The organism is Actinomadura roseirufa (assembly GCF_900659635.1).
In the GTDB taxonomy this organism is placed as follows: domain Bacteria; phylum Actinomycetota; class Actinomycetes; order Streptosporangiales; family Streptosporangiaceae; genus Spirillospora; species Spirillospora roseirufa.
Map to the genome: position 1 here is coordinate 1 of NZ_CAACVB010000499.1, position 2,787 is coordinate 2,787.

The window sequence follows — 2,787 nt, forward strand, 5'->3', positions numbered from 1 at the left end:
CCTTCGTGCTCTTGGTCGACTCGAAGGATCACGAGGTGGCCGTCCTCATGTCACGGTGACACGCCCACACAGGCCAAAACCCGGCAGAAGGTCACACAGACCCCATACACCACTTCCGTGGACGCTAACCCCCGGCCGATCGAGCACGGGCGTCCTGTCGGACACATCGATCTGCAGCCCTCATCTCCACCGGGGGGCCTGAGCTGCCCCCACGGCACGGACACCTGACCCGAGGTCACCTGTGATCACCAGGAAGGACGTCCGTCATGCCCTCACCGCACCCGCCGGGGTTCCGCCGTCACCAGCACACCCCAGGCACAAGATCGCTCTTCACTCAGAAAGGGTGCCAGAGCAGGGCGGTTGAGATGGGCGAAAGGGCCCGCCACACTTCAGCCGATGAGCCACGGCACCACCGCGGGCGCCTGGGACGGGCCCTGGTATCGCGTCCACACGGAGCAGTTCGAGGCTGCGTTTCTGCCGAGCGCCGGAGAGGACCCCGACGCCGTGGACAACGTCGACGTCCTCGTGGAACTCAAAGACGGCTCAAGATGGAGCGCGACGATCATCACGCTTTCCCAGGTCGAGATTCTCATGAAACGGTGGGCCGCCAGCGGGGAAGCCCTCGAAGGCCGCTACTTCTGGTGCTCAGACGGGCTCATCGTCCGCGACGCCGGCGTCAGCAACATGACTCAAGTCCTCATCGGCCTGATCGAGAACGGTAAGTTCACGCAGATCCTTCAGCGCCTCGACGACGACTGAAAGCCGTCCGACCTCCACACTTTATTCTGACACACTGTATTCTGACACACTTCATTCCAAAACGATCAGTTAGAGCGCGAATGTCCGCTCGTCCTCGGATTCGGCCCGACTCCGCTGCCTGGGGCGCATCATCGGCGGGTACAGAATCCTGGCCGTGCCCCGGCGGAACAGTTCGGCCGGGGCACCGGGTCGGGAGGTGCGCTTCTCCTTGGTCTTCACTACGAAACCGGTGGTGTTACGGATTTTGCGCTGGAAGTTCTGTGGGTTGATCTGAACGCCCCACACCGTTTCGTAGACCTGGCGTAGTTCACTGATGGTGAAGACTTTCCCGCAGAAGTCGAGTCCGACGGTCGTGTGTTCCAGTAGTTGCCGGGCGCGTTCGAGCCCGTGCTGCAGGATCACGCCGTGGTCGAAGGCGAGACGGCCTCCGTCGCGCCACAAAGACTCCTCGACCTCGACCCAGTCCGCTCGGTAGGCGTCAGTCGCACCGGTCACCTCAGGCAGGTTGGGAGCGATCGCCAGGAAAGCGGTCGTGACGATCCTGCCCCGGGGGTCACGTTGGGGATCTGAGTAGGTGCGCAGCTGCTGCGGCCGGATGCCGGACCCGTCCAGTCCAGTTTCCTCCTTGAGCTCCCGCATCGCGGTGTCCTCCAAGGACTCGCCCGGCCGGACGAACCCTCCGGGTAGGGCGAGCCTTCCGTAGAACGGGTCAGTGCCACGTTTGATCAACAGCACATGGAGCCGCTGCGAGCGGATGGTCAAGATGACGATGTCGGCGGTCGGCAGCGCCGCGACCCGCGGCCGTCTAATCGGCTTTGGGTGCATGCTGCCTCCGCCGACGGCGGCCGCCAAGTCACGGGCGCTGACAATGGTCCCCTCAGGAACGTGGATGGGGAAATCCTTCGGTGGTTCCGCGTAGAAGACGGCGAGACCCCGCTCATGAATGCGTCCCAACTCATAGGCGGTCGTGGGGCCGATGTATCCGTCGGGATTCACGACGTACACGAAGTCCGACGTGAAGATCTTCTCCAGGGTCATCGCCTGGATGGCGTGATCCGAAGACAGCGGTGGATCGCTCACGAAGCGCACGAACTCGTCGCCATGGTTGGTGATCCGCGATATCGGCGGAGACCTCACGGCTATCCCGCTTTCCGTGAATACCTGTGCGGCAGCGAGGACTTGAGGATAGTGCTGCCGGAAGCTTCCGACCAGCGACGCGGACGGCCGGATCACGACTGTGTTCCTGGGGTGTGCTCCGGTGAGGAGGCGCGATCTGGAGTCGCGGTCCCGTCCAGCACAGCGGTCTGGTCCGGCTCGGTCGGTACTGTCGGCGACATCTGCAGCCGACGGACCAGCTCGGCCGCCGCGAAGCTCGTACCGGTGACGACGGTGGTGATGACGGCGGGGTCGTATCCCTTGAAGATCATCAGGACCGCAAGCCCGAAGACAGCGCCCATGGCCAGCAGGCTGACGGTGAGGCGGTTGATCGAGCGCTTGACGAGGCTGCTCATGGACACATGATGACAACCCGAGAGTGCTGATCGCCGACTCCCATAGCACCCGGCTGACACCAAAGGCAGCGTTCTCCGAGGTGGGATGACGTGTCTTCTATAAAGCGTCAAAACGAACCGAACCGGTGGCCGGCGCCACCGGGACAGCAGGGCGCTTCTCACTGATGCCGAGATCGGCTTCGACGGCGCCTGCCGCTGGGGCGGCCTGGCCCTGGCCGGACTGCCGTCTACCGGTGGGGGCGTGAAGGGGCGTGGAAGGGGATGGGGCCAGTCCCGAATGGCGGGGGAACTACACATCGTTGGAGCGGACAGCCATGTGGAAGGTATCGCCGACACACCACCCACTCGCGCAAACGGGGCGTGTCTCGTTCTCCGGCGGCGCAGCGCCCGCCGCGAGTGACGATGAGCGTTGTCCGGTATCAGGCGGCGTCTTGGCTGGTGGTTTGCACCTCTTGGCTGTGGGGCTGGTCGTGTGTCGTCTGCCAGTGGTTTTGATCTTCTGTGTTTGTTGGTGGCC

Annotated in this window: 3 protein-coding genes; 1 reads left to right on the forward strand and 2 read right to left on the reverse strand. The window is 63.8% G+C overall.

Annotated elements, in window-relative coordinates:
* Positions 1-396 precede the first annotated feature (396 nt).
* Positions 397-759: a hypothetical protein gene (locus E1291_RS40745; protein ID WP_131743376.1), complete on the forward strand. Its 363-nt coding sequence runs from the start codon at positions 397-399 to the stop codon at positions 757-759.
* A gap of 69 nt (positions 760-828) precedes the next feature.
* Here the strand turns inward: E1291_RS40745 and E1291_RS44960 are convergent, their stop codons facing one another.
* Positions 829-1,992, reverse strand: coding sequence for an NUDIX domain-containing protein (locus E1291_RS44960; RefSeq protein WP_306434510.1), 1,164 nt, complete (start codon positions 1,990-1,992; stop codon positions 829-831).
* Positions 1,989-2,270 (reverse strand): hypothetical protein, encoded by a 282-nt coding sequence (locus tag E1291_RS40755; protein ID WP_131743377.1) that lies wholly within the window; start codon positions 2,268-2,270, stop codon positions 1,989-1,991. The genes E1291_RS44960 and E1291_RS40755 overlap by 4 nt, the downstream gene beginning before the upstream one ends.
* Between the last annotated feature and the right edge of the window lie 517 nt (positions 2,271-2,787).